The organism is Xanthomonas sp. WHRI 10204, assembly GCF_040202875.1.
GTDB lineage: Bacteria > Pseudomonadota > Gammaproteobacteria > Xanthomonadales > Xanthomonadaceae > Xanthomonas.
This window is the reverse complement of record NZ_JBEGDW010000001.1, coordinates 1,306,344-1,330,823: the sequence shown is the minus strand read 5'-3', so window position 1 is coordinate 1,330,823 and position 24,480 is coordinate 1,306,344. Positions and strand designations below refer to the sequence as shown.

19 protein-coding genes and 1 other RNA gene are annotated in these 24,480 nt (G+C 65.7%); 9 read left to right on the top strand and 11 right to left on the bottom strand.

The genetic code is table 11. From position 1 onward, the window contains the following. The first annotated feature begins 16 nt into the window (after positions 1-16). From ABQZ00_RS05780 to ABQZ00_RS05770, 3 genes are all read left to right on the top strand, one after another. On the top strand, positions 17-280 hold the full coding sequence (locus tag ABQZ00_RS05780; RefSeq protein WP_005995187.1) for an exodeoxyribonuclease VII small subunit: 264 nt from the start codon (positions 17-19) through the stop codon (positions 278-280). A 1-nt stretch (position 281) separates the two neighbouring features. Then, positions 282-1,157, top strand: a complete 876-nt coding sequence (locus tag ABQZ00_RS05775) for a polyprenyl synthetase family protein (RefSeq protein ID WP_115554159.1) — start codon at positions 282-284, stop codon at positions 1,155-1,157. 483 nt (positions 1,158-1,640) lie between these two features. Beyond that, positions 1,641-2,738: a M35 family metalloendopeptidase gene (locus tag ABQZ00_RS05770; RefSeq protein ID WP_055849962.1), complete on the top strand. Its 1,098-nt coding sequence runs from the start codon at positions 1,641-1,643 to the stop codon at positions 2,736-2,738. A gap of 67 nt (positions 2,739-2,805) precedes the next feature. Here the strand turns inward: ABQZ00_RS05770 and ABQZ00_RS05765 are convergent, their stop codons facing one another. After that, positions 2,806-3,195, bottom strand: a complete 390-nt coding sequence (locus ABQZ00_RS05765; RefSeq protein ID WP_055849960.1) for a DUF4870 domain-containing protein — start codon at positions 3,193-3,195, stop codon at positions 2,806-2,808. Positions 3,196-3,537: 342 nt separating this feature from the next. Beyond that, positions 3,538-4,905: a metalloprotease PmbA gene (gene pmbA, locus ABQZ00_RS05760; RefSeq protein WP_323537378.1), complete on the bottom strand. Its 1,368-nt coding sequence runs from the start codon at positions 4,903-4,905 to the stop codon at positions 3,538-3,540. Between the two features lie 199 nt (positions 4,906-5,104). On the opposite strand from pmbA, the gene yjgA reads away from it, so the two are divergent. Continuing rightward, on the top strand, positions 5,105-5,683 hold the full coding sequence (gene yjgA / locus ABQZ00_RS05755) for a ribosome biogenesis factor YjgA (protein ID WP_055849956.1): 579 nt from the start codon (positions 5,105-5,107) through the stop codon (positions 5,681-5,683). Positions 5,684-6,032: 349 nt separating this feature from the next. On the opposite strand, the gene tldD is transcribed toward yjgA, so the two are convergent. Then, positions 6,033-7,478 carry a metalloprotease TldD gene (tldD, locus tag ABQZ00_RS05750; protein WP_115513378.1) on the bottom strand — a complete coding sequence of 482 codons (1,446 nt, stop codon included), beginning with the start codon at positions 7,476-7,478 and terminating at the stop codon, positions 6,033-6,035. 99 nt (positions 7,479-7,577) lie between these two features. Between tldD and ABQZ00_RS05745 the strand changes: the two genes are divergently transcribed. Then, complete coding sequence (locus ABQZ00_RS05745) at positions 7,578-8,333, top strand: DUF6065 family protein (protein WP_323537379.1); 756 nt, start codon at positions 7,578-7,580, stop codon at positions 8,331-8,333. Between the two features lie 5 nt (positions 8,334-8,338). Here the strand turns inward: ABQZ00_RS05745 and ABQZ00_RS05740 are convergent, their stop codons facing one another. The 3 genes from ABQZ00_RS05740 to ABQZ00_RS05730 all read right to left on the bottom strand — a co-directional run bounded on the left by ABQZ00_RS05740 (position 8,339) and on the right by ABQZ00_RS05730 (position 14,488). Beyond that, a complete protein-coding gene (locus ABQZ00_RS05740; protein WP_323537380.1) occupies positions 8,339-12,244 on the bottom strand; it encodes a YhdP family protein in 3,906 nt (1,301 codons plus the stop codon). A gap of 172 nt (positions 12,245-12,416) precedes the next feature. Further along, positions 12,417-13,916: a ribonuclease G gene (gene rng, locus ABQZ00_RS05735; protein WP_055849948.1), complete on the bottom strand. Its 1,500-nt coding sequence runs from the start codon at positions 13,914-13,916 to the stop codon at positions 12,417-12,419. Then, entirely contained in the window at positions 13,916-14,488 is a 573-nt protein-coding gene (locus ABQZ00_RS05730) for a Maf-like protein (RefSeq protein ID WP_323537381.1), read from the bottom strand. The genes rng and ABQZ00_RS05730 overlap by 1 nt, the downstream gene beginning before the upstream one ends. Positions 14,489-14,618: 130 nt before the next feature. On the opposite strand from ABQZ00_RS05730, the gene ABQZ00_RS05725 reads away from it, so the two are divergent. The 3 genes from ABQZ00_RS05725 (at position 14,619) to ABQZ00_RS05715 (ending at position 19,773) form a co-directional block, all read left to right on the top strand. After that, entirely contained in the window at positions 14,619-15,356 is a 738-nt protein-coding gene (locus ABQZ00_RS05725; protein WP_323518378.1) for an SIMPL domain-containing protein, read from the top strand. A 328-nt stretch (positions 15,357-15,684) separates the two neighbouring features. After that, positions 15,685-18,789, top strand: a complete 3,105-nt coding sequence (locus ABQZ00_RS05720; protein ID WP_323537382.1) for a TonB-dependent receptor domain-containing protein — start codon at positions 15,685-15,687, stop codon at positions 18,787-18,789. A gap of 309 nt (positions 18,790-19,098) precedes the next feature. Then, positions 19,099-19,773 carry an energy transducer TonB gene (locus ABQZ00_RS05715; RefSeq protein ID WP_323537383.1) on the top strand — a complete coding sequence of 225 codons (675 nt, stop codon included), beginning with the start codon at positions 19,099-19,101 and terminating at the stop codon, positions 19,771-19,773. Between the two features lie 99 nt (positions 19,774-19,872). Here ABQZ00_RS05715 and ABQZ00_RS23790 read toward each other — a convergent pair whose 3' ends face one another. Both ABQZ00_RS23790 and rlmH read right to left on the bottom strand, forming a co-directional pair. After that, complete coding sequence (locus tag ABQZ00_RS23790) at positions 19,873-20,322, bottom strand: hypothetical protein (RefSeq protein ID WP_503064243.1); 450 nt, start codon at positions 20,320-20,322, stop codon at positions 19,873-19,875. Between the two features lie 7 nt (positions 20,323-20,329). Then, positions 20,330-20,800 (bottom strand): 23S rRNA (pseudouridine(1915)-N(3))-methyltransferase RlmH, encoded by a 471-nt coding sequence (rlmH, locus tag ABQZ00_RS05705; protein WP_323537384.1) that lies wholly within the window; start codon positions 20,798-20,800, stop codon positions 20,330-20,332. Between the two features lie 121 nt (positions 20,801-20,921). Between rlmH and ABQZ00_RS05700 the strand changes: the two genes are divergently transcribed. Continuing rightward, complete coding sequence (locus ABQZ00_RS05700; RefSeq protein ID WP_323537385.1) at positions 20,922-22,457, top strand: alkaline phosphatase PhoX; 1,536 nt, start codon at positions 20,922-20,924, stop codon at positions 22,455-22,457. A 206-nt stretch (positions 22,458-22,663) separates the two neighbouring features. On the opposite strand, the gene ABQZ00_RS05695 is transcribed toward ABQZ00_RS05700, so the two are convergent. The 3 genes from ABQZ00_RS05695 to rsfS all read right to left on the bottom strand — a co-directional run bounded on the left by ABQZ00_RS05695 (position 22,664) and on the right by rsfS (position 24,447). Then, positions 22,664-22,740, bottom strand: a non-coding RNA gene (locus tag ABQZ00_RS05695) — sX9 sRNA. A 169-nt stretch (positions 22,741-22,909) separates the two neighbouring features. Continuing rightward, positions 22,910-24,025: a J domain-containing protein gene (locus tag ABQZ00_RS05690; RefSeq protein WP_323537386.1), complete on the bottom strand. Its 1,116-nt coding sequence runs from the start codon at positions 24,023-24,025 to the stop codon at positions 22,910-22,912. Positions 24,026-24,036: 11 nt separating this feature from the next. Next, on the bottom strand, positions 24,037-24,447 hold the full coding sequence (gene rsfS, locus ABQZ00_RS05685) for a ribosome silencing factor (RefSeq protein WP_055849932.1): 411 nt from the start codon (positions 24,445-24,447) through the stop codon (positions 24,037-24,039). Between the last annotated feature and the right edge of the window lie 33 nt (positions 24,448-24,480).

The following is a 24,480-nucleotide window of genomic DNA, read 5'->3' as shown; positions in this document are numbered from 1 at the left end:
GCCGCACACTTTAGCGATGGCCAAGAAGTCCTTGAACGAAACATCCCCGGTTGCCCGCTTCGAACAGTCGCTGGAAGAACTCGAGCAACTGGTGCAGAAAATGGAAGTCGGCGACCTGAGCCTGGAACAATCGCTCAGCGCCTACGAACGCGGCATCGGCCTGTACCGCGATTGCCAGCAGGCGCTGGAACAGGCCGAACTGCGCGTCCGTCTACTGACCGACCCGGCCCGTCCCGAGCTTGCCGAAGCCTTCGAGCCGCCGTCGCTGGACGGCGGCTGAGGTGAGTCCCGCGCTGTTCGAACACTGGATCGCTCGCACCGAACGCAGCCTCGACGCAGGCTTGCCAAGCGCCACGCTGGCACCGCAGCGTCTGCACGCAGCGATGCGGCACGCGGTGTTGGGCGGCGGCAAACGCATGCGGCCGCTGCTGGTGTATGCCACCGGTGCGCTGTTTGGCGCCGATGAAGACACGCTGGACACCCCCGCCGTGGCGGTCGAACTGATCCATGCCTACTCGCTGGTGCACGACGATCTGCCGGCGATGGACGACGACGCGCTGCGACGCGGCCAGCCCACCGTGCACATCGCTTTCGACGAGGCCACCGCCATCCTGGCCGGCGATGCACTGCAGACCCGCGCCTTTGAACTGCTGGCCACTGCGCCAGTCAGCGCCGAGCTGCGCGTGGGCTGGTTGCAGAGCCTGGCCACTGCGGCCGGTGCGGCGGGCATGTGCGGCGGACAGGCGCTGGATATCGATGCCACCGGTCAGTTGCAACCGTTGGATGCGCTGCAACGCATGCATGCGCTCAAGACCGGCGCACTGATTCGCGCCGCAGTGCGCATGGGCGCGTTGACCGGCAGCGCCGCGCCGGCCGATCAGCAACGCGTGGACGACTTTGCCGATGCGCTGGGCCTGGCCTTCCAGGTGCGCGACGACATCCTGGATGTGGAATCGAGCTCGGCACAGCTGGGCAAGACCGCCGGCAAGGACGCCGCGCAATCCAAATCCACCTACCCTGCCTTGCTCGGCATGGACGGCGCCAAAGCCAAGCTGGCCGAGCTGGCGACCCGCATGCACGACGTGCTGCAGCCCTATGGTCCACCGGGTGAAACCCTGGCGACCCTGGGCCGGTTTGCGGTGGACCGCGCCCACTAGGCGCGGCTAACCACGCTTGGCGAGCCGCCGCCAGGGTGCGATCGGCGCGCGGGCAGTGGAGAACGCACAACGGCCGTGCCAGATCACGGCACGGCACGGCACGGCAAGACAGCAACGCATTCAGAGCGAATGCCGCACGCACCACCCCGCCCTCAACTTCGCCTCGCGCAACAGATTTGCGCATTCCGTGCGCCACCGCACGGTCGATTGCCTGGGTCCATTCAGGCAACAGGGGAGCCTGATCACAAAACGACACATTGGTCAGTAGCGTTTGTGTCAGTCGGCGACACACAACTGGCGTCGTTTCATGACGGACCACACACTTTATTGCTGAATTATCTACAACAGTGATGTATTTGGATGAATAACCAATGTGCGACATCCAGAAATATCTCTAATTGAACAACTTGTCGCGCCCGCTCGCTCTACCTAGGTTTGGGCTGCCCGCGCTTGCGGGCATCCCCCGACCAAGGAGAGTCACTGGTGAAGAATGTTTTTCTCGCATCGTTTGCAGCAGGTACGCTCGCCGTCGTCGGCGTGCTCGGTTCGGCGCAGGCGCAGTCTGTACGCGGCCCGGTTCCGTTGACCATCGAACTGGCGCCAGTGGCCGACCAGGCCGGGCGACATCAAGGCAAGATCGCAGTGACGGTCACCAATAACGGCAGCCAGGTTGCCCGCGTACCCACCTATCAGCTTCCGCTCAAGTCGCTGGACAACGGCATCCTGGCCGTGAGCCGCGATGGCAAGCCGGTGGATTACACCGGGCGCCTGGTCAAGCGCGGCCTGCCCAAGGCAGCCGACTTCACCATTCTACAGCCGGGCCAGAGCGTCAAGGGCGAGGTGGATCTGGCCGGTGCCTATGACCTGTCCACCAGCGGCAACTACACCATCCAGGTGCGCTCGTCGCTGCAATACGCGTCGTTGTCCGACGGCAGCCTGATGAAGGCCGCCAACGGCTTGCCTGCAGTCGCCACCAGCACCCCGCTCACCGTCTGGCTGGACGGCGCCAACCGCGGCGTGCAGCGGCAGCTGACCATCGGCCCGACCGCCGTGGTCAACGGCATCAACTATCTCAACTGCAGCACCACGCGCACCAACCAGGCCGCCAGTGGCGTCACTGCCGCGCGTAATTACTCGCAGAACGCGCGCAACTACCTCAACGCCGGCAGCACCGGTGCGCGCTACACCACCTGGTTTGGCGCCTACAACGCCTCGCGCTACAGCCGGGTCAGCTCGAACTTCGTCAACATCGACAACGCGCTGGACCAGAACAACGGCCAGCTCACCATCAACTGCAGCTGCGAAGCGGATCTGGCCGACGCATTCGCCTACGTCTATCCGAACCAGCCGTACGAGATCCATGTCTGCAATGCGTTCTGGAGCGCGTCGACAACCGGCACCGACTCCAAGGCCGGCACGCTGGTGCACGAAACCAGCCACTTCACCGTGGTGGCAGGCACCGACGATGTGGTCTACGGTCAGAGCGGCGCACGCAGCCTGGCCCGCAGCAACCCGGCGCAGGCCATCACCAACGCCGACAGCCACGAGTACTTTGCCGAGAACACCCCGGCGCAGAACTGATCGCGTCAACGTCTGAAACGACAAAGGCCCGGCAGCGATGCCGGGCCTTTGCGTTACGCGGGCCGGATTACTTGATCAGGCGCAGCGTGAACGGATAGCGGTAATGCTCGCCGTTATTGGCCTTGACCGCGGCCAGGATGCAGAACACCAGGTTGGCGACCCACACCAGCGTCGGCACGAAGAACAGGATGCCGAACGACACCACGGTCAGGATCACGGCCAGCACATAGGCAATGATCACGGTGATCTGGAAGTTCAGCGCTTCCTTGGACTGATCGGTGGCAAACGGCTTGGACGGACTGGCGTCCTTGCTGATCAGCCAGATCACCAACGCGCCGATGAAGGACGTCAGGATGCCCAGCAGATGTGCGGCGAGCGCGAGGGTGCGCTCCTCCGACGGCGTGCTGGTGCCGACCGGCGGCGGTGGCGGCGCGGCGTGTGTCTCGAATTCGCTCATAGATCTCCCCGAACATGATTGTGGTGCGGCGGACTATAACAACGATTCAGTCAGCCACCAGTGCGGGAAGACATGGTCTGGTTTGCCTCACCCACTAGAGGCGATGGCGCACACCCTACGTCGAGGCGATGACGCTAGCGATCGCGCTGCGGAATGGCGCAGCGGCGTTGGGGTCGACTCTTTGTTCCTAAGTACCGGAGAGGCCCACACCATGCACCTCTGCGGGGAGCCCGGACAGCACGCGCGCATGGCCGGCCGGAGGCTCAACGCTGCATGGTCGGCGCGGACCAGTCCGCCGACCATGCCCGTCAGGCATGGCCAGACCTCAGCCCGGGCGACGGCTCAGCTGTCGCCCGCCACGGTCATCCGATTGACCAGCACCGAGCCGATCTTGACGTGCGAGCGCGGGTCGACGTCGCTACCGACCGCTTCGATGCCGGCAAACATGTCGCGCAGATTGCCGGCGATGGTCAGGCCATCCACCGGATAAGCAATCGCGCCGTTCTCGATCCAGAAGCCGCCGGCACCGCGCGAGTAATCGCCGGTCACCGGGTTGACGCCGTTGCCCATCAGTTCGGTGACCAGCAGGCCGCGCGACATGCCGCCGATCATCGCGGCCAGATCGCCCGCGTTGGCGGTGACCTGCAGGTTGTGCACGCCGCCGGCATTGGCGGTGGTCTGCAGGCCGAGCTTGCGTGCCGAGTAGCTGCCCAGCACATAGCGCTGCAGCACGCCGTCGGTGATCAGCGCCGACTGCCGGGTAGCGACACCTTCGCCATCGAAGGCGGCCGAGCGCAGCCCGCGGCGCAGATGCGGCAGCTCTTCGATGTTGAACCAGTCCGGGAACAGCTTGGTGCCGACGCTATCAAGCAGGAAGCTGGCGCGGCGGTACAGCGCGCCACCGGAGACCGCGCCCAGCAGATGGCCGACCAGCGAGCGAGCCACCTCCGGCGCAAACAGCACCGGCAGCGGGCCGGTGGGCAACGAACGTGGCGCCAGGCGCGCCAGAGTGCGCTCGGCGGCATGTCGGCCGATGGCATCTGGCGCTTCCAGGTCTTCGCGCGCCAGGGCGCTGCTGTACCAGCCATCGCGCTGCATGCCGTCGCCCTGCCCGGCGATCAGCGCGCAGCTGATCGAATGGTGGGTGCCCCGCTCGCGGCCGATGAACCCGTGTGAATTGGCGTACACCGACAGGCTGAGCCCGGTGCTGGCCGAGGCGCCATCAGAATTACTGATGCGTGCGTCCGCACCGCGGCCGGCGGCCTCGCAGGCCAACGCCAGATCCACCGCGGTGTCGGCGTCCAGCGCCCACGGGTGCCAGCTATCCATGTCGGGGAAATCGCGCGCCATCAGCTCCGGGTCGGCCAGGCCGGACGCCGGGTCGTCTTCGGTGTAACGCGCAATCGCGCAAGCCTGGGCCACGGTGGATTCCAGGCTGGCATCCTGCAGGTCGGCGGTGCTGGCACTGCCCTTGCGCTTGCCGAAGTAGACCGTCACCGCAATGCCGCGGTCGCGGGTGGATTCGACCGTTTCCACATCGCCCAGGCGCACGTTGACGTCCAGACCGCGCTCTTCGCTGCAACTCACTTCGGCCTGGGTGGCGCCGGCCGCACGGGCGCGCTCGAGCAGGCGTTGCGAGATATCGGTGAGTGCGTCCAGACGCTGCAGGCTGTCGTCGGCGACACGGGTTTCGGAGGAGAGTGCGTTCAATGCTTTATCCTTTGGATGCGGATCCGTCCGCGAAAGCCCGGCCATCATGGCCGGACTGTCTGAATGTGGATGCGGATCCGTCCGCAGAAAGCTCGGCCATCCATGGCCGCAGTGTCTGAATGTGGTGCGGAGTCTTCCGCCGGAGTCCGGCCGTTCGTGGCCGGAAATTTAACTAACCAAGTTTCGGGATGTAGTGGCAATGCGCGGACGCGATGAAGATACCGGTGAATTTCGTGGCACCAGCCGCAGCCAGCAACGGCGCGAGGCGCTGGAAATTTTCGACCTGGGCGAAAAGCTGGTGGCGCTCACCCCGGCGCAGCTGGCCAAGTTGCCGGTGCCCGAGTCGCTGATCCCGCATATCGAAGAGAGCAAGCGCATCACCTCGCATATCGCGCACAAGCGGCAGCTGGCGTTTCTGGCCAAGCACATGCGCCGCGAGGACGACGAGACGCTGGCCGCCATCCGCGATGCGCTGGATGCCAACAGCGACACCGCGCGCCGTGAAGTGGCGGCGATCCATCGCGTCGAGCGCTGGCGCGAGCGCCTGCTGGCCGAGAACGACGTGGCGCTGGCCGAGCTGCTGGAAGCCTACCCGGCTGCCGATCGCCAACAACTGCGCCAACTGGTGCGCAACGCGATCCACGAACGCGCCAAGAACAAGCCCCCGCGCGCCTACCGCGAACTGTTCCAGGTGCTGCGCGACCTGTCGCAGGAACAGGGAATCGAGAGCGAAGAGCCGGACCTGGAAGACGATCTGGACCCGGAAGACGACACCTAGGCATCGACCGGCGTAAAGGCGGAGCCGCACAGCAAGCGCCTCCGCCCCAGCCCAGCCCGACGCACGGCTCTCAACAGCCTGCGTCCGAACCGAAGACGCCCAAACACCCGACACGCGACGTCGCGCACCCGCCGTCGCAAGGGTCCAACCTCGCTTACCGAATCGCCTCCCGCGAACCAACGAATCGCAACCGCCAGAGGCACTGCGTTGCGCCCCTGCCGTTGCGAATCCCCCATCCCGACGCACCAATCCACGCCAACTCCGAACCGGAGCCCCGCAAACGCCAGACCCGCGGACAACCGCCCCTGCCGTTGCGATTCCCGATTCCCGATTCCCGATTCCCAGCATCTCAGGCCTGCGTTCCGCCGACCGTAATGCCGTCGATCAACAGCGATGGCTGGCCGACGCCGACCGGCACGCTCTGCCCGTCCTTGCCGCACACGCCCACGCCTTCGTCCAGAGCCAGATCGTTGCCGATCATGCGCACCTTCTGCATGGTTTCCGGACCGTTACCGATCAAGGTGGCGCCTTTCACCGGCGCGGTGACCTTGCCGTCTTCGATCAGGTAGGCCTCGGTGGCCGAGAACACGTATTTGCCGCTGGTGATGTCGACCTGGCCGCCGCCGAAGTTCACCGCGTAAATGCCCTTCTTGACCGAGCGGATCATTTCTTCCGGGTCGTGCTGGCCGGCGCGCATGTAGGTGTTGGTCATGCGCGGCATGGTCAGGTGCGCAAACGATTCGCGGCGGCCGTTGCCGGTGGGCGCCACGCCCATCAGGCGCGCGTTGTGGGTGTCCTGCATGTAGCCCACCAGCACGCCGTCTTCGATCAGCGTGGTGCACTGCGTCGGCGTGCCCTCGTCGTCGATATTGAGCGAGCCACGGCGTCCGTCCAGGGTGCCGTCATCGACGATGGTCACGCCCGGCGAGGCAACGCGCTCGCCCATGCGCCCGGCGTAGACGCTGGTGCCCTTGCGATTGAAGTCGCCTTCCAGCCCGTGGCCGACCGCCTCGTGCAGCAGCACGCCGGGCCAGCCGGGGCCGAGCACCACCGGCATCACGCCGGCCGGCGCGGGGATCGCATCCAGATTGACCAGCGCCTGGCGCAGCGCTTCGCGCGCAAAGCCTTCCGGGCGGCCATCGGCAAACAGTTCGGCGTAGCCGTAACGACCGCCGCCGCCGGAATAGCCGGACTCGCGACGCCCGCCGTGTTCGACGATCACCTGCACGTTCAACCGCACCAGCGGGCGCACGTCGGCCGCCAGCACGCCATCGCTGCGGGCGATCAGCACCGTGTCCACGCCGCCGGACAGGCTCACCATCACCTGTTTGACGCGCGGATCGGCGGCGCGCACGTACTGGTCGATGCGGCGCAGCAGGTCCACCTTGGTGGCGCTGTCCATGTCGTCGATCGGGTCGGTGGCCGGATACAACGCGCGGCCATTGCCACGCACCAGTGCGCGGGTGGATTGCGCGCCGCCGTCGCGCGAGATCGCACGTGCCGACTGCGCCGCTTCCAGCAAGGTCTCGCGCTGGATGTCGTCGGAATACGCAAAGCCGGTTTTTTCGCCGGCAATCGCGCGCACGCCCACGCCTTGTTCGATGGAATGCGCACCGTCCTTGACGATGCCGTCTTCCACGCTCCAGCTCTCGCGTCGCGAATGCTGGAAATACAGATCGCCGAAGTCGATGCCCGGGCCCAACAGGGCGCCGAAGGTGCGGTCCAGATGGCCGGCATCCAGGCCGGAAGGAAGCAGCAGCCGGGTTTCGGCCAGAGTGAGAGCGTTATCGGTCATGCGGTCAGGATGGGGCCCGCGCGCCGGGGAGACAAGTCGTCCGGCTGAACATGTGGCGCGGCTATCATCGCCGGCTCGCCCTGCAACCATCGCCTGCGCATGAAGCTCATCGCCCACGTTCTGGATGGCCACACCCTGGACATCCGCCCTGCCCCGCATGCGCGCGACTGGATGGACGCCACCGATCAACGCTATGCGTACCGTTGCCTGCCGCTGGCGATTGCGAACGCGCATGGTTGGGAGCTGCTGTGCCAGTCCGGTTTCGAGGCCAGTTGGGATGGCCGCGATGGGCTGGACGCGCTCCGGATCGTCACCGATGCCGGCAACGCAGCGCCGGCGATCAGCCACTTCGGCTACGGCGTGCTGACCTTCCATGTGCCCTGCCTGTTTCGCACCGACGAAGGCGTCGACCTGTTCGTCACCGGCCCGTTGAACCGGCCCAAGGACGGCATCGGCGCGTTGAGCGGCCTGGTGGAAACCGACTGGAGCCCATACACCTTCACCATGAACTGGCGCTTCACCCGGCCCGGCAAGGTGCGCTTCGAGGCAGGTGAGCCGTTCTGCCATCTGTTCCCGCTGCAGCGGCAGGTGATCGAACAGGTGCAGCCGCAGTGGATGCCGCTTTCCGAAGCGCCGGAACTGGCGCAGCAACATGCCGACTGGACGCACAGCCGCACGCGCTTTCTCGATGAATTACCCGATACGCAATCAGCCGCGGCGCGCGAGAAGTGGCAGCGCGGGTACTTCCGCGGCGTCGCGGGACCGGAGCAGCCAGTGGTGCCGGGCCACCGCGCGCGACTGCGCCTGCCGATGTTCACGCGTGCCGGCAGCGACGATGACACTGCCGCCGACTGAGTGCGTCAGCGCGGCGGCGCAGCGGGCTTGCCGGCGGGCGCAGGTTTGCTCGGTGCACGCTCGCGCGTTTCGCGCTCGACCACGTCCACCTGCGGGTCTTTCCACGGCCCGGTGACGTGGTAGGTTTTGGCGCCGATCGCGCCCAGCGGCTTGCCGAGCACCGCGTTGGCGGCCGCGCCTACTGCAGCGCCCACCGGCCCGCCGGCCACCGCGCCGACCACGGTCAGCAGGTTGCCAGCCTTGGGATTGACGTCCACGGTCTGGTCGAAGGTCTGCGCGCGCAGATCGGTCTGACCGCGGATGGCGATCTCGGCAGCGGGGCCTGCAATGCGAATGGCGTCGGTGCGCGCGAAGCCGTCGCCGAAGCGCACCTCGCCGTCCAACGTGTTGAAGGCCAGGCCCTTGGAGAAGAAATCGCGGAAGTCGAACATCAGCCGACGCGGCAACTGCGCCACGCTGAGCAGGCCCAGCACGCGGCCGGCGCCCGGGTCCACTTCCAATAGCTGGCCGTTGCGGACATCCACCTTCAGGTTGCCGTCCAGCGAGCCGAGCGCAAAACCGGTCGGCGAGCCCTGCCAGCCGGCGTTGAGTTCCAGCTGGCCTTCGCCGCCGCGCAGCTGGCCGCCCAGGGTGAGGTTTTGCAACAGGTTGCCGAGGTTGCGGCTGTCCACCCGCGCCGACAGCCGCGTGCTGGCGGCATCGCCCTTGCCGCGCCAGGCGCCGGTCAGGCCGATGCTCTGGTCGTCCGAGCGCAGTTGCAGCTGATCCACCTGCATGCCGTCGGTGAGCCGGCTGCTGCGCAGGATGGCCGCGCCCAGGGTCATCTTGCCCACGCGCAGGTCGTCGATATCCAGCGCCAGCGGCGGGATGGAGACCGGGTCGAACTCGGCGACCGCGCGGCGTGCCGGTTCCGGCAGGGCACCGGCCAGCGGATCGCCGGGCTCCGGGGCTGCGGGCTCGGGCGCGTCGGCCACCGGCTGCCAGCGCACGGTGTTGAGCTTGCCCTGCACGATGCCGCCGTCGGCGTTGGGCACGGTGAGTTGACCGGCCAGCGAAGGGCCATCCAGGGTCACCGCCACCGCATCGCGGGTCGGGCGCAGCCGCAGCCGTGTCTGCGGAAACACCCCGCCGATCATCAGCAGCTTGTCTGCCTGCACGTCCACCTGCTGCAGCGGCACGGCGTCTTTCTTGGGCGTTGCCGGCTGGCCCGGCAGTGGTGGCATGTCCTGATCGCTGCTGCCGCGCGCCAGGCTGATCCAGTCGATCGCATCCAGCGAGGCGGTGCGTCCGGTCACTACCAGCCCGTTGGCGGGCGGGCGCTCGGTCACCGTGTCGGTACCCATGACCACGCGCACGCCGGTCTGCTCGCCATGGCTGCTGGCCTTGAGCGCCACCAGCTTGCCGAAAGCCACGTCGATATCGCCATCGCCAACCGGCAGGGCCACCTTGACCTGCGTGTCCAGCGCCTGGGTGGCCGGTTTATCCAGCGGCGCGGGCAGGTCCAACGTGGTGCCCACCAGATCCGAGCGCAGCGTCAGCAGCGCCTGCGCATCCGCTTGACCCGGCGTCGGCAGCGGCACATTCACCCCCACCTGCCACGGCGCGCTGCCATGTACATACGGGCGCAGCCATTCCATCTGCGGGGCGCGGTCGAACAATTCCCTGGCATCCAGGGTGGCGTCAAGGCGCGCTTCGAAGGCCTGCCTGGGGTCCTGCACAAAGCCACCGGCGCGCAGTGACAGCTCGCCGCTGCGACCCTGGTGCTGCACGCTCAGATGCTCGGCCGCAAACCCGGTATCGCGATACTCGGCCTGTCCGCTGACCTGGTCGAAGGCCAGATTCCAGCGCGCGTCCGCCAACTTGGCGCCCTGCAAGGCCACCGTGCCCTGCAGATGCCCGCCCACGCCCTTGGTGCGCAACGGGCGCAGCAGGTCGAAGCTCACCGCCGCCGGGCCGGACACGGTGAGGTTACGCAAGGTATCGCCGTAGCGGCGCTCCAGCGGGCTCTTGCGCAGCATGCCCAGCAACTGCACCGCGTCGGCCTGGCTGGAGGCGCGCACGTAGAGCTCGGAAGTCTTGAAGCTGGGGATGCCCGCGTCCAGTTGCGCGATCGGGGTACCGGCAAGATCGCCACTGCCCTGCAACGAAAACCCATTGCCGATGAAGCGCAGATCGGCCTGCACCTGCTCCATCGCCGGCCACTCCGGGTTGAAGCGAATCACGCCGTCGCGGATCTGCCCGAACGCTTCGAAGCGCCCGTCGTTGTCGTCGAACGGCCACTGGTCCAGATCGCCGCTGACCAGGCCGGTGCCACCGGTGATCACGCCGCCGGCCACGGCCATGTCCAGCCAGTCGATGGCGGCCTTGCTCATCTTCGAGCGGATCCAGAACTTGCGCGCCACCGGCAGCGCCACATCGTCCAGTTGCGCGGCAAGTTGCAGGCGCGGGCGGGTGCCGTCGTTCTGGAACCACAGCCCGCCGCGCAGGTTGGCGCCGTAGTCCTTGGCCTGCACACGCAGCGCCGGGGTGGCGACCTGCCAACCCGCTCCTTCGCGCCAGCCGACGATCTTGCCGGCCAGTTGAATTTCATGCACCACGCCAAAGCCGGTGGGCCAGTCGAAGCGCACCGTGGCGTCCGGCGCGGTTTCCAGCTCGCCACCCTGCGCGTCGCCATCGACGCGGCCGCGCAAACCGCTGATCCCCGGCGAATTGCCCACCGGCAGGAAACCAAGGTCCTCGATCTGCCCCTGCGCACGCACGGCGCCGCCCTGCTCGCCGGCGATCTGCAGATCGGCCACACGCAGCTGCGGTTTGGACAGGATCAGCCAGCGGCGCAGCGCAGGCGACAGCTGATCGCTCAATGCGGCGGCGGCAATCAGGCCGGAGACATCGCCCTGTCTGGCGGCTACCGCATAGCGACGCCCGCCGGCAATGCTCAGCCCGTCCAGATGCTGCAACGTGGCCGCCTGCCCCAGCCGCAGCAACGGCGCGTCCAGCCGCCAACCGCCATCGATGGTCTGCCAGCGCGCACGTGCCTGCAGACGCTCCCAGCGCAGCGTACGGCTGGCGGTCTCGTCCGCCAGCGGCGCTCCGGACAAGGCGACCTGGGTGAGGTCGGCATCGACGGTGACGCCGGTAATGCGGCGTGCATGCAGCTGCGCCCAGGCCTGCAAACGCCCACCGCCGCCTTCCACGCGCATGCCGCCGACCTGCAGCAGCGATGCCCAGGCCGCCAGATCGACCGGCTCGGCCTGCGCATACGCGCTGCCGTCGCCGCTGTCACGGTCGAACTCCAGCACCGCGGTCAGCGGCGCACGCGTGAGATCGATCCAGCTGCGGCTGCCCACCCTGACCGTCGAACCGCTCACGCGCAGGCGCAGGTCGATCCGCGGCAAGACGGTATCCAGGCCGATCGATGGCGCGTTCACCTTCAGGCGAGCCTCGGCCAACTGGATCTCGCCAAGCCGACGCAGTGCATCCAGCGGGTCGGCACCCTTTCCGCTCGGCAGGCCCTGCACCGACCACACGCCGTCGTCGCTGCGTTGCAAGGTCAGCGCCAACCCACGCAGGCGTACTTCGGTCAACGAGTGCCCAGGCAACAACCCGGCATACATCGCTAGCAGGATCTCCGCCTGGCCCACGCGCACCTCGCCCTGCGGACCGATCCGCAGGCCGTCCAGCCGCAGCAGCGGGCCGCGCCGGGTCCACTCGGTCTCCAGATGATCGAACGCGATCTGCTGCCCGGCGCGCTGGCTCAACCAGTCGGCGATCTGCTGCGGATGCTCCTCGGCCAACGGCAACGCCTGGCTGGCCGCGCCCACCAGCAACGCGACCACCACCAGCGCAAGCGCGCAGGCAGTGATCGCATAGCGGCGGAACAGACGCAGACGGCGGCGCAGCGGGGTGGGCATTAGACGCGGGGAGTGGGGAATCGGGAATCGGGAATCGTAAGAGCGCGCATCGCGCCGAGCGCACGATCATCTGTTCGCGCGCGGCACCATTCTAAAAAAGATGTCAGTCGCGTCCCCAAGAGTGGCTTTCGCTCCACCCCCATTCCCGATTCCCGACTCTCCATTCCCCGCCTCACAGCAACACCACGTCGAACTGCTCCTGCAGATACTGGTCGTCTGACTGGAAGCGGATGCTCTTGCCCAGGAATTCTTCCAACTCGGCTACCGCTGCGGATTCTTCGTCGGTGATGCGCGCGACCACCTTCGAGGAGGCGATCACCAGCAGCCGCGCGGCATCGAACTGGCGCACTGCACGGGTGATCTCGCGGAAGATCTCGTAAGTCACCGTTTCGGCGGTCTTGATGGTGCCGCGCCCGCCGCACTGGCCGCAGGTTTCCGACAACTGCCGCTCCAGGCTTTCGACGGTGCGCTTGCGGGTCATTTCCACCAGACCCAGCGGCGAGAACTCGTACACCGTGGTCTTGGCGTGGTCGCGGGCCAGCGCCTTTTCCAGCGTACGCAGCACCTGGCGACGGTGCTCGGGATCGTCCATATCGATGAAGTCGATGATGATGATGCCGCCCAGGTTGCGCAGCCGCAGCTGCCGCGCCACCGCCTGCGCCGCCTCCAGATTGGTGCGGAACACGGTTTCTTCGAGATTGCGCTGCCCCACGAACGAACCGGTGTTGACGTCGATGGTGGTCATCGCTTCGGTCTGGTCGATCACCAGATAGCCACCGGACTTGAGCGGCACCTGCTTGTTCAACGCGCGCCCGATCTCGTCCTCGACCCCGTACAGGTCGAAGATCGGCCGGTCGCCGGTATACAGCTCCAGCCGCTCGGCCAGCACCGGCATGTACTTGGCCACAAACGCCTGCAATTGCACGAAGGTCTCGTTGGAATCAACCTTGACCTTTTCCACATCCTTGCGGATCAGGTCGCGCACCGCACGCAGCGGCAGACTCAGGTCTTCATAGATGATGCTGCACGGCGGCGCTTCGCGGCCGCGCCGCTCGACCACGTTCCAGACCCGCGACAGGTAGGCGATGTCCTCGGCCAGCGCCTCGGCCGGCTGGCCTTCGGCATTGGTGCGGATGATGTAGCCGAAGCCGCCGTGCTGAGCCGAGACCTCGCTGACGATGGTCTTCAGACGCAGGCGCTCGGCCTCGTCTTCGATCCGCGCCGACACCCCGACGATCTTGGATTGCGGCAGCAGCACCAGGTAGCGCGAGGGAATGCTGATCTGTGTGGTCAGTCGGGCGCCCTTGGTGCCGATCGGGTCCTTGACCACCTGTACCACGATGTCCTGGCCGTCGCGTAGCAGCTCGACAATCGGGACGGACGCTGCCGGCGGTGGCGGGATCGGGGTTTCTTCGGTATCGACCACGCTGGCCGGTGCCGGTGCCGGGCGCACCACGTCGTTGGCGTGCAGAAACGCCGCGCGCTCCAGCCCGACTTCGACGAACGCCGCCTGCATGCCGGGCATCACCCGCTGCACCTTGCCCTTGTAGATGTTGCCGACCACGCCCCGGCGCCAACCGCGCTCGATATGCAGCTCCTGCAGCATGCCGTTCTCGATCACCGCCACGCGGGTTTCGCGCGGAGTGACGTTGACCAAAATCTCTTCCGACATCAATGTGCTCCGAAGGCTGTGAGCAACTGCGAGGTGTGATGCAGCGGCAATCCCATCACGCCGGAATAGCTACCGGACAAATGGCTGATAAAACGTTCTGCTCGCCCCTGGATCGCATAGGCACCGGCCTTGCCCATGGGCTCGCCACAGGCGGCATAGGCAGCGATCTGCACGTCATCGAGCGTGTCGAAGGTCACCTCCGACACCACCAATGCCTGCGCCGGAGCGCGCTGTGCACAGACTAGAACCACCGCCGTGAGTACCTGGTGGGTGCGACCTGACAACACACGCAGCATCGCGATCGCATCGTCGACATCGACCGGTTTGCCGAACACACGCTCGCCCAGCACCACTTCGGTATCCGAGCCCAGCACGATCGCATCGGGGTCGCGTGCCTGCACCTGCGCAAGGCCGGCGCGCGCCTTGTCCAGCGCAACCCGCTGCACATACTGTTCGGGCGATTCGGCGCGCGCGCGCAGCTCGGGCACGTCCAGTTCCAGGGTCTGGAACGGCACATCCAGGCGTTGCAGCAGTTCTTGTCGGCGTGGCGAACGGGAGGCGAGATAGAGCATCCGCCCAGCATACCTGTTGGCCGTGCTCGCCCGCTGACTTCGCACCCGCGCGGCGGTTGCGCGGCGGCGTTCGACTCACAACATATTCATCGACCTCCCAACACGCTCGCACTACAGACAAGGAGATCTCATGCGTACCACCCTCAAGCCGTTGTTGCTGGCCCTGTCCATCGCTGCCGGAACCGCCATGACCGCACACGCCCAATCCGCGTCGAACTACACCATCCCCAACGACGGCACCCTGCTCAACGTGTCGGCGGAAGCGGAAGCCAAGCGCGTGCCGGATATCGCCACCCTGTCTGCAGGCGTGGTCACCCAGGCTGCCGACAGCAACGCCGCCATGCGCCAGAACGCCGAACAGATGAGCAAGGTCATGGCTGCCGTGAAGGCCGCCGGCATCGCCGACAAGGACGTGCAGACCAGCGGCATCAACCTGAGCCCGCAATACACCTACAAGGAAAACGAAGCGCCGAAGATCATCGGCTATCAGGCCAGCAACACCGTCAGCCTGAAGGTGCGAGACATCTCCAAGCTCGGCAAGGTGCTCGACACGCTGGTCGCCCAGGGTGCCAACGACATCAACGGCCCCAGCTTCTCCGTCGACCAGCCCGAGGAGGCCTACGACGAAGCCCGCGTGGCCGCACTCAAAAAAGCCCAAGCCCGCGCAGAGACCTACGCAAAATCGCTGGGACTGAAGGTGCGCCGCATCGTCAGCATCTCCGAAGGCCGCAGCGGCGGCGGCGTGGTGCGCCCGATGATGATGGCCGCCTCGATGCGCTCGGCCAAGGCCGAGATGGATACCCAGGTGGCGCCCGGCGAAAGCACGCTGTCGATTACGCTAGAGGCGACATTCGAATTGGGGCGCTGAAGAAGCGGATCTCGGCCCCAAACTTGTTACCCCACTGCCCTCTTCGGAGGGCAGTGTCGTTTCTGGAACGCGGTTGCCAGGCTTCTCCAAACGGAAGCGCGAAATCGGAGCGCAATAACAGGACGCAAGTTTCACTTAAAACTTGAAATAGGTAACTTTCAAGTGCCCAAGGTCACACATTATCAATGTGAATAGGCGATTTTTAAGGTTTGTGCTTAAAAAAACATGAAATTTAGAGAAATTATTCTTTAAGCAAGCGCTACAGCGCTCTAGCATCGGTTGTCAGCGCACCGTCATATTCGTGATGGCGCTCCTCTGGAGAGAGATGATGACCGGCCACCCTGCCTCGAAGCGCAGCTTCCATCCACCATCGCGCGCACGCCATGCCCGCATCAGCGTGCTCGCGCTTGCGTTGAGCGGCGCGGTCGGCGTGCTGACGTCCGGCACTGCCGCTGCGCAGAGCACCACCGCCGGCATCTACGGGAGCGCGCCCGCTGCTGCTGGTGCAACCATCACTGCACAAAGCGATACCGGTTTTGCCCGGACAGCGACCGTCGACGCGAACGGGCGATACGCCATCGGCAATCTTCCCGTCGGCACCTACACGGTCACCTTGCAACGCGACGGACAGGCCGTCGAGACACGCAAGAACATTGCCCTGCGCGTCGGCGCGGGCACCGATGTGTCGTTCGCCAGCAATACCTCGTCCGAGGCCACCAACCTGGGCACCATCACGGTGACCGGCAAGAACATCTCACCGGTGGATGTCTCCGCCACCGCCTCGCGCACGGTGATTACTGCCGAGCAGCTGCAGCGTTTGCCGCTGGCGCGCTCGGGTGAGGCGATTGCGCTTTTGTCACCAGGAGCCGTGCAAGGCAGCGGCTATTTCGGCAACGCCATTTCCTTCGGCGGTGCGGGCGTCACCGAAAATGCCTATTACCTCAACGGCTACCTCAGCTCCAATCCGCTCTCCAACATCGGCGGCGTCACCTTGCCGTTCGGCGCGATCGACCAGCAGGAAACCTATACCGGCGGTTACAGCGCGCGTTACGGCCGCTCCGCAGGCGGCGTCCTCAGCCAGCTCGGCAAGCGCGGCACCAACGAATGGCATTTCGGCGCGCAAGTGCTATGGCGTCCGAAGTCGCTGTCCAGCGACAACAAAAATGTCTTCTTCCCGAATACAGCCCCACCTGCCGGCTATGAATACAGCGACGACAGCCTGCCCGGCACTCTTTACCGTAGCCGAAAGGACGACACCTTTTGGAATACGGTCTATAGCGTTTATGGCGGCGGCCCGCTGATCGAAGACCGCCTGTTCGTCTTTGTCGCCGCAGAGCAGGAACGCACCGAAGGCGTTTCCACCGCACGCAGGGACGACCCGGTGATCGGCCGCAACAACTACCGCACCGATGAGCCGAAGGTCTACGCAAAGATCGACTGGAACATCAACGACAGCAACATCCTCGAACTGACCGGCGTCAAGAATAATTCGCGCGATGGCGGTGCTTACAGCGATTTCAACGGATACCAGGGCCTCAACGGCGACGCCAACGGCGCATTCGCCGATACGGTCAAGGTCAACGACCGCTATTACATCGGCAAGTACACCAGCTACATCACCGACGATCTCACCTTGAGCGCCACCTACGGCAAGAGCCGTCAGACCGATTTCCGCAACAACCCCAGCACCGCACCGCTGCTGACCAACACCAATCTGCAGGATCCGGCCATCACCGGTGGCAGCGAGATCCGCAACAACCAGACCTCCAGCCAGGCGCGCGATGGCGAAAACAAGACGCGCGGTCTGCGCATCGACCTGGAATATGTGTTGGGCAGCCACACCCTCACTGCAGGTGTGGACAACATGTATTTCAATGCCAACAACGAAGGTGTCATCACCACCGGCCCGGGCTTCCGCTGGATCTATGGACGCTCTTCGCGCCCCGCCTCGCCCATCAGCGCTGCGCTGGGCGTGGGTCCGGCCGGTGGCAATGGCTACTACGCCTATCGCTCCGTGTTCAATACCGCGACCAGTATGTCCGTCGAGCAAAAAGCCTACTTCCTCGAAGACAAATGGCAGGTCAACGACAAGCTGCTGCTGACGCTGGGTATCCGCAACGACAAGTTCACCAACTTCAACGACGCGGGTGTGCCCTACGTGACCAGTGGCGATCAGTGGGCGCCGCGCTTTGGGCTGAGCTGGGACGTGTTCGGCGACTCCTCGCTCAAGGTCTACGGCAACGCCGGTCGCTACTACCTGGCGTTGCCTAACAGCGTGGCCATCCGTGGCGCATCGCCGTCCACGTTTACGCGCGAATACTTCACCTACACCGGCATCGATGCGCAGGGCAGCCCGACCGGGCTGACGCCGGTCGCGGTCGATCCATCCGCCGGATTCTCCTGTTCGGGCAATGTCGTCTCCTCCAATCTGGAATGCGGCCAGGCACCGGATGCCGCCGGTATCGCCGCCACCGATCTGAAGTCGATGTACCAGGACGAGTTCATGCTCGGCTTCGACAAGACGCTTGGCGAGAACTGGGTGACTGGTGCCAAGGCCACTTACCGCTCGCTGGGCGCCACCATCGACGACGTCTGCGATGCGGATCGGATGCGCACCAAGTTGACCGCGATCGGCGTGGATCCCAGCACCGTCAATGTGCCCGGCTGCATCATCTTCAATCCCGGCGAAACCAATTCCTTCAGCCTAGCCAACCTGGATGGCTCCGGCCGTACATCGGTGTCGATGTCGCCGTCGGACTGGGGCTTCGACAAGAAGGCCAAGCGCACCTATCTGGCGGTGGACCTGTTCCTGCAACATCCGTTCGACGGCAAGTGGGAAGGCCGCATCGATTACACCTGGTCGCGCAACTTCGGCAATACCGAAGGGCAGATCAAATCCGACATCGGCCAGACCGATGTCTCCAAGACCCAGGATTGGGATGCCGCTGCGCTGATGTGGTACTCGGGCGGCTACCTGGCCAATGATCGCCGCCATCAGATCAAGATTTACGGTTCCTACCAGATCGCGCCCGAATGGCTGATTGCGGGCAACATCCGCGTGCTGTCCGGTACGCCGAAATCCTGTCTTGGCTACGTGAGCATCAACGGCATCAGCGAGGATTCCGATGCCGGCGATCCGGTGGGTTATGGCTCCGCGTACCACACCTGCAACGGCCAACCCTCGCGCCCGGGCGACGCAGGTCGCCTGCCCTGGACAAAGATCGTCGACCTGGGCCTGACCTATCGCCCCGCGTTCGCCGACAACAAGCTCTCCATGACGCTGCAGGCCTTCAACATCTTCAACGAGCGTAAACCGCTGCAGGTCGATTCCACCTGGGAAGACAGCGCGTTCACGCTATCCAACACCTACGGTATGGGCGCGTTCTTCACCCAGCCACGCTACGCGATGTTCTCGGTGGCGTACGACTACTGACGCACTCTCCCGTCAGCGTCGTTTCCCCAGCCTGGCAACGGGCTGGGCTTTTCTACCGCAACGCCCAGCTTCGGCTGGGCGTTTGCATGCGCGAACGCTGATCCGCGTTGTCACCGCAAAGAAACTCAGCTGGCTATCGACATCGCCGTCGTGGCGACATCGATCCGCCATCGTCGGCGATGTAGCAAACCCGTCGCAGCTACGCGTCGTACTTGTGCAGCCGCGCGCGCTGCGGTAAACCTACGCTACCGGATGGTGTAGTGCGTCCGGGCCGCGCAGGTCCTTTCCGCAGTTCCGTTTTGGAGGTGGATGATGGTTCGCACGCAATCGCAGGTTTCTTCCCGTCCCCTTGGCATCGACACCTCGCGCGTCCTGGCGATGAGCACCGCTGTGGCGCTGCATCTGCTGGCCGGTGGCTTGTTGCTGATCCCGCTGTCGCATCGGGCGGTTCCGCAAGCGCCCCCCGAGCCGCGTTGGGTCATGCCGATCACGATACCGACCGCCCCACCACCGCCGCTGGTAATCCCGGTCACTGTGAATTTCACACCGAAGACGCATACACCACCCAAGACCGTGCCAGTCCCGGTGCAGGTACCGACTCCTCTCATCGACCAGACATCCGTGGTCGACACCACGTCAGTTACCCTCCCGGCAACCGGCACCGCGATGGACAGCGCGCCCACCATCGCTGCACCGAGCGGGCCGATCGAGGCGGGGCAGTTGCAGTATCTGAGTTCGCCCGCACCGAGTTACCCGGTGGCTGCATTGCGTGCGGGGCAGCAAGGCACAGTGCTGCTTCGCGTGCTGGTGGGGACCGATGGACGCCCGGCCGAAGTGAGCGTGCAAACCAGTAGCGGTCATCGCGCGCTCGATCTGGCCGCGCGTAGCCAGGTGCTGCGCAGCTGGCGCTTCCAGCCGGCGATGCAAAACGGCCAGGCCGTGCAGGCGTACGGGTTGGTGCCGGTGAGCTTTTCGCTGAATTGAAGCTTCGTTGAATTGAAGCGTGGACCGACGCGGCGGCCCGCAACTGCGGCCGCCGCACCACTGCGAACCTCCACGCACCCGCTGGCGCCAACTATCCCGCTACGAACGCACGCGCCAGGCAGCAAGCGTAGCGGCCACGCCGCAGTGTCCTTCGCCTGCCGCATGACCACTGGGAGCCCCAGTGACCACCCGACGCATCAATGGGCTGGGGGCGGCCAACAGAAGGAAGCGAGCGAGCGGCACGACGGCTCCCGCCGACGCGATCAAAACCGGCAAGAGCGCGTGACACACCTCGGCCATCGCTTCGGGTCGCATTCGTCCGGAAGCTGAGCAGGCGTCGCGCAGTCGCGCTATCGAGCAAGCCGTTGCGTGCTGACGCAGATGCCGTCCAACGCGCTGAATCGAGTGATTGGCCAGCATCACCGCAGTGCGATGCAACTGCTCGGCGACACTCAAATGCACCGGCATGTGCAGCAGCGTGAGCGGGCCGATCTCGCGGATTTGGGTGATCAGCCGCTCTGATGACGCCAGCTGCACCGCGCTCGGCATGACGCCATTACGCCCGGTGATACGGATGATTGGCCAGCATCGCCGCAGCTCGGTACAGCTGCTCGGCCACGACCAGGCGCACCAGCATGTGCGGCAAGGTGAGCGGGCCGATCGACCAGCTTTCGTTGGCGTTTTTCAGCACCTCGGCCGCGTGGCCTTCCGGGCCGCCGATCAGGAAGGCCAGATCGCGCCCCTGTCCGCGCCAATGTTCCATGCGCTGGGCAAGTTGCTCCGAACTCAGCGGGCGACCGGGCACATCCAGCGCCACGACATGCGCGTTCTTGGGCAGCGCGGCGATGACGCGACGGCCTTCGTCGTCGATGGCGCGTTGCCCATCGCGTCCCTTGCCGCGCAGGCCAGGTTCGATCTCGACCAGCTCCAGCGGCATCCAGTGCGACAGACGTTTTTGATATTCGGCAAAACCTTGCGCCACCCAGGCCGGTGCGCGTTCGCCGGTGGCGATGAGTCGGCATTTCATTCGTACATGATATCCGCGTCACAGCCTGGGCAGTCCGTGGCGATTTGTCGTTGCGTGTCATGGCGTGGTTACAGCCGGCAATTAGTGTCGCCCGACCACCCAGCCACGCAGGAGTCGTTCGATGCCGATTTTCGATCCCGCCCGCCGCCAGGTTCTCAAGGGCAGCGCCGCCGTCATGGCCGCCGGCGCCCTTGGCAGCTTGGGCGCATTGCAGTCGCGCCAGGCCCAGGCCGCCACGTCCCCGTCGGTGCGGCTCGCCCCGGTCCCCAGCCGTTACGGCCCGCTCGCCCCGGTCGCCGACCAGAGCACCGGCCTGCCGCTGCTGCAGCTGCCGCGCGGTTTCAGCTACCGCTCGTTCGGTTGGAGTGGCGACCGCATGGACGATGGCCAGCCCTGCCCCGACCGCCACGACGGTATGGCCGTGGTCGGTCTGCGTCGACCCGACTGGCGTCCGGGCAGCGACCCGCTGCGCGGCCTGGAATACGTGTTGATCCGTAACCATGAGCGCGGCGCCGGCAGCCCGTTCCGCGCACCGGCCATGTACGACACCGGCATCGTCAGCGGCACCCAACAGGCCGGCGGCGGCACCACCACGCTGAGCTACGGCCGCCGTGGCTGGGGCAGCCTGGAGCCGAGCCTGGGCGGCACCCTGGTCAACTGCGCCGGCGGGCCGACCCCGTGGGGCACCTGGCTGAGCTGCGAAGAGATCAAGACCAACGCGGTCTCCAGCACCGGCTGCAAGCACGGCTATGTGTTCGAAGTGGACCCGGACAGCCACCGCACCACCGGCCGTCCATTGGTGGGGCTGGGCCGTTTCAGCCATGAGGCGGTGGCGATCGACCCGCGCACCGGCACCGTCTATCTCACCGAGGACGACCGCAACAAGGCCGGCCTGTACCGCTTCATTCCCAACGACCGCCGCGGCCGCAATGGCTCGCTGGAAAACGGCGGCCGGCTGCAGGCCGCGCGCGTGCGCGGACGTCGCAATGCCGACCTCACCGTGGCCAGCATCGGCCAGCAGTTCCAGCTGGAATGGGTGGATATCAGCGAGCCCGATCTGGACAGCATCGCCGCACCGGCCGGCTTTGCCGACATCGGCGCCAACGACACCTTGAGCGGGCCGTTTGCACAAGCCTGGGCCGATGGCGCGCTACGCATGAGCCGCGGCGAAGGCATCTGGTACAGCTACGGCAAGATGTTCATCGTCGACACCAGTACCGGCGTGGATGCGCAGGGCCGGCGCGGTTACGGCAATGGCGCGGTGTGGGTGCTGGACCTGTTCACCCAGCGCCTGAGCGCGCTGTTCGTCAGCGGCAATCAGCTGGCGGCGCATAACCCGGACAACGTCACCGTCAGTGCGCGCGGCGGCGTGGTGCTGTGCGAAGACGGCGGCGAAAGCCCGGACGAATACGGCCCCGGCGCGCGCTTGCTGGGCCTGACCCGCAACGGCGAATCGTTCTATCTGGCCAAGAACAACGTGCAGCTCACCTCGCAGCAGATCGCCGATGCCGGCAAGACCATTGCCGAAGGCGACTACCGCGACACCGAGTTCTGCGGCGCCTGTTGGGACCCGTTGGCACGCACCTTGTTCGTCAACATCCAGACACCGGGCATTACTCTGGCTATCACCGGACCATGGGAACGCGGGCCGTTGTAAGCCTGTCCTTTGCAGGCAAGCAGTCAACGCAACACCTGCCGGAGGGCGTATCACCGCTCATCCGGCAGGTTTCAAGCGTGCCGAAAGACCCGCAACAGCGAAAACGTAGCGCATGCAGGCGCACAGTCGATGCGCCACCTCCGAATGTCGCGCGTGGCGGCAGGCTGGTCGCACGGTCAGCGTGGTCGGTCGCTGCAGCCAAGAGCGGCTAACAACACATAGCGAGCAATCGTCAGGCGGGTGTGGACGGCGCGCTCAGAACCGGAGTGTCCGCGTGGCACATGCCGCACCAAGCACCGGCCGCGCCGGCCTGGCGGTGAGCACAGCGTTGTATTGGCCACTCTAAAGCCTCGCTACCGGCGCCCGGCTGGCATCACCGGCTGCTGGGAACCGCGCATGGGCAAGCGTGTTCGGTCGCGCAGCGCAGCCGCTCGCGTCGTTGCAGCGCGTGGTCAGAACCAGGGCGCTTCGGGCACGCTCGACATGACGCGCTGCATCTTCAACCAGCGCTTGAACGATTGCGGATCGCCCAGTTCGCGCAGTCCCTGGCGTGCCTCCATCAACTCGTCTTCGACCTCACGCTTGAGTTGCGCCATCAACCTGCCCAGCCGCTCCGGCTTCGGACGCGACGGCAGGTCCAATCCATACTCGGCGCAGAAGTCGCCCGCTTGCTGCTGCACCTGCTGCTGCAGGTCCTTGCACTGGCGATCCAGTTCGCGGTTGTACTCCTGCAACCGCGTCGGATTCATCGCGTCCACGCCTTGCGCGTCCATCAGGCCGATCTCGGCCTGCAGTTCGAGCAAACCCAGCAGATCGCCAGCCTTGTAGGCGGCATTGAGCCGCTGCATCAGGATGGTGCGCGAGGCATGGTCATCGTCGTTCTTGGCGCGGTCCGGATGCAGGTTGCCGGCCAGCTTGCGATACAGCTCGCGCAACGGCGGGGGTTCGGCAGTGGCGGCAGTGGCCTTCCGCTCGGCGCGTTTGCGGCGCTGCGTCTGGCGTTGCTGCTGCTGGGCGTGCTCTTGCTCCAGGCGCTCGCTCACGCGCTCGAAGAGTTCTTCTGGCGAGTCGATCGCATCCAGTTCGTCGGCATCCAGTCCGTAGGCCTGGCCGAGAATCTGCTTCATCAGCGCATCGGATTCGGAGACGTCCTGGTCATAGCCGACGACACTGTGGCGATCGTAGATCGGCCGCAGCGCCTCGTGGCCGGCTTCGATCAGCGGACCGGCGATGGTGCACAGCAGATCCGACAAAAATTCGCGATCGGCCTTTCCCAACTTGTAGGAAGCATGCGCGCGATCGAGTTCCTCGACCAGGGCGATATCAGCATCGCGTCGACGGTCGAGCAAGGGCTGCAGCTCGCCGTGATAGCGCTCGCGCCATTGCGCAAGCGCCACTTGCCAGGCCTGCAATTGGGCGCGATGCAGTTCCAGGTCGCGCAGCAGCCGGTCAAAGCGTTTGCGGGCCGGCGACGCTGCCACATCGGACGCCTGCGCAGCGCCACTGTGCAACCGCTGCAGCGCGTGCGAAGCAGCGGTATCCGGGGTGGCTTGCAGCTTTCTCGCCATGCCGGGGCCAGTTACTCCTCGGAATCGGCAACCACATCGTCCGGACGCTGGTCGCCCACGGTCCACAAACGCTCCAGCGCGTAGAACTCGCGGACACGCGGCAGCATCACGTGCACCACGACATCACCCAGGTCGACCAGCACCCACTCGGCTTCGCGCTCGCCTTCCACACCCAACGGCATCACGTCCAGCCGCTTGGCGAACTTGACCACTTCTTCGGCGATCGATTTGACGTGGCGGGTCGAGGTGCCCGAGGCAACCACCATGTAATCGCAGACGCTGGACTTGCCGCGCACGTCGATCTCGACCACGTCCTTGGCTTTCAGCTCCTCCACGGCCTCGCGCACGGTGGCCAGCAGAGCCGGCACGGACGGCGGCGGATTCGGGATGGAGGTCTTGATGACTTGGGCTTGACTGGTCAAAGCGGGCAACTCGATGGAATTAGCGCGAATTAT

Coding starts and splice junctions, on each gene's coding strand:
- ABQZ00_RS23790 (WP_503064243.1), bottom strand. CDS start 20,322: ATGCCGAGCGCGGTGCAGCTGGCGTCATCAGAGCGGCTGATCACCCAA.
- ABQZ00_RS05700 (WP_323537385.1), top strand. CDS start 20,922: ATGCCGATTTTCGATCCCGCCCGCCGCCAGGTTCTCAAGGGCAGCGCC.
- ABQZ00_RS05740 (WP_323537380.1), bottom strand. CDS start 12,244: ATGCCCACCCCGCTGCGCCGCCGTCTGCGTCTGTTCCGCCGCTATGCG.
- ABQZ00_RS05715 (WP_323537383.1), top strand. CDS start 19,099: ATGATGGTTCGCACGCAATCGCAGGTTTCTTCCCGTCCCCTTGGCATC.
- yjgA (WP_055849956.1), top strand. CDS start 5,105: ATGCGCGGACGCGATGAAGATACCGGTGAATTTCGTGGCACCAGCCGC.
- ABQZ00_RS05690 (WP_323537386.1), bottom strand. CDS start 24,025: ATGGCGAGAAAGCTGCAAGCCACCCCGGATACCGCTGCTTCGCACGCG.
- rng (WP_055849948.1), bottom strand. CDS start 13,916: ATGTCGGAAGAGATTTTGGTCAACGTCACTCCGCGCGAAACCCGCGTG.
- tldD (WP_115513378.1), bottom strand. CDS start 7,478: ATGACCGATAACGCTCTCACTCTGGCCGAAACCCGGCTGCTGCTTCCT.
- ABQZ00_RS05720 (WP_323537382.1), top strand. CDS start 15,685: ATGACCGGCCACCCTGCCTCGAAGCGCAGCTTCCATCCACCATCGCGC.
- ABQZ00_RS05730 (WP_323537381.1), bottom strand. CDS start 14,488: ATGCTCTATCTCGCCTCCCGTTCGCCACGCCGACAAGAACTGCTGCAA.
- ABQZ00_RS05765 (WP_055849960.1), bottom strand. CDS start 3,195: ATGAGCGAATTCGAGACACACGCCGCGCCGCCACCGCCGCCGGTCGGC.
- ABQZ00_RS05780 (WP_005995187.1), top strand. CDS start 17: ATGGCCAAGAAGTCCTTGAACGAAACATCCCCGGTTGCCCGCTTCGAA.
- ABQZ00_RS05745 (WP_323537379.1), top strand. CDS start 7,578: ATGAAGCTCATCGCCCACGTTCTGGATGGCCACACCCTGGACATCCGC.
- ABQZ00_RS05725 (WP_323518378.1), top strand. CDS start 14,619: ATGCGTACCACCCTCAAGCCGTTGTTGCTGGCCCTGTCCATCGCTGCC.
- rlmH (WP_323537384.1), bottom strand. CDS start 20,800: ATGAAATGCCGACTCATCGCCACCGGCGAACGCGCACCGGCCTGGGTG.